The sequence below is a fragment of the Streptomyces olivochromogenes genome, from assembly GCF_021538895.1.
GTDB lineage: Bacteria > Actinomycetota > Actinomycetes > Streptomycetales > Streptomycetaceae > Streptomyces > Streptomyces olivochromogenes_A.
Genome location: NZ_JADDRL010000263.1, coordinates 1 through 1,235 on the forward strand (window position 1 = coordinate 1; position 1,235 = coordinate 1,235).

Genomic DNA, 1,235 nt, shown 5'->3' on the forward strand with positions numbered 1-1,235 from the left:
ACGGCGATCTCGTTGGTCGGCCAGGCGTAGGTCAGGTCGGCGCCGATGGACTGGCTGTCCATCACGATGTACGCGCCGCCGTACGCCTTGCGCAGGATGAGCGAGATCCTCGGAACGGTCGCGTTGCAGTAGGCGTACAGCAGCTTCGCGCCGTGCCGGATGATCCCGCCGTGCTCCTGGTCCACACCAGGCAGGAACCCCGGAACGTCCAGCAAAGTCACGATCGGGATGTTGAAGGCGTCGCACATCTGCACGAAGCGCGCGCCCTTCTCGCTGGCTTCGATGTCCAGAACACCGGCGAGATGCTGGGGCTGGTTGGCGACGATGCCCACGACCTGGCCGTTCAGCCGGGCGAGGGCGCAGATGATGTTGCCCGCCCAGCGCTCGTGGACCTCCAGGTACTCGCCGTCGTCGACGATCTCCTCGATCACCCGGGCCATGTCGTACGGCCGGTTGCCGTCCGCCGGCACCAGCTCCAGCAGTTCCTCGGACCGCCGGGTCTGGGGGTCGGTGCACGGGACGCACGGCGGGTACTCGCGGTTGTTCTGCGGCAGCAGCGACAGCAGGTAGCGCACCTCGGCGATGCAGGTCTCTTCGTCGTCGTACGCGAAGTGGCAGACACCGCTCGTCTCGGCGTGCACGTCCGCGCCGCCCAGCCCGTTCTGGGAGATCTCCTCACCGGTGACGGCCTTGACCACGTCCGGCCCGGTGATGAACATCTGCGAGGTCTCACGGACCATGAACACGAAGTCGGTCAGGGCCGGCGAGTAGGCCGCGCCACCCGCGCACGGGCCGAGCATCACACTGATCTGCGGGATGACACCCGAGGCCTTGGTGTTGCGCTGGAAGATGCCGCCATAGCCGGCGAGCGCGGACACGCCCTCCTGAATGCGGGCGCCCGCACCGTCGTTGAGCGACACCAACGGCGCACCCGCCGCGATGGCCATGTCCATGATCTTGTGGATCTTCGTCGCGTGGGCCTCACCCAGCGCACCGCCGAAGATCCGGAAGTCGTGCGCGTACACGAAGACCGTACGGCCCTCCACCGTCCCCCAGCCGGTGATCACACCGTCCGTGTACGGCTTCTTCGCCTCCAGACCGAACCCGGTCGCCCGGTGCCGGCGCAGCTGCTCGACCTCCTGGAAGGAACCCGGGTCCAGCAACAGCTCGATCCGCTCCCGCGCCGTCAGCTTGCCCTTGGCATGCTGCGCCGCGGTCGCCTTCTCGCTGGGACC

1 protein-coding gene is annotated in these 1,235 nt (G+C 67.8%); it reads right to left on the reverse strand.

The features are described 5' to 3' along the window. Positions 1-1,235 (reverse strand): acyl-CoA carboxylase subunit beta (locus tag IPZ69_RS46715; RefSeq protein WP_235461014.1); only part of this gene is annotated, 1,235 nt, incomplete at both ends.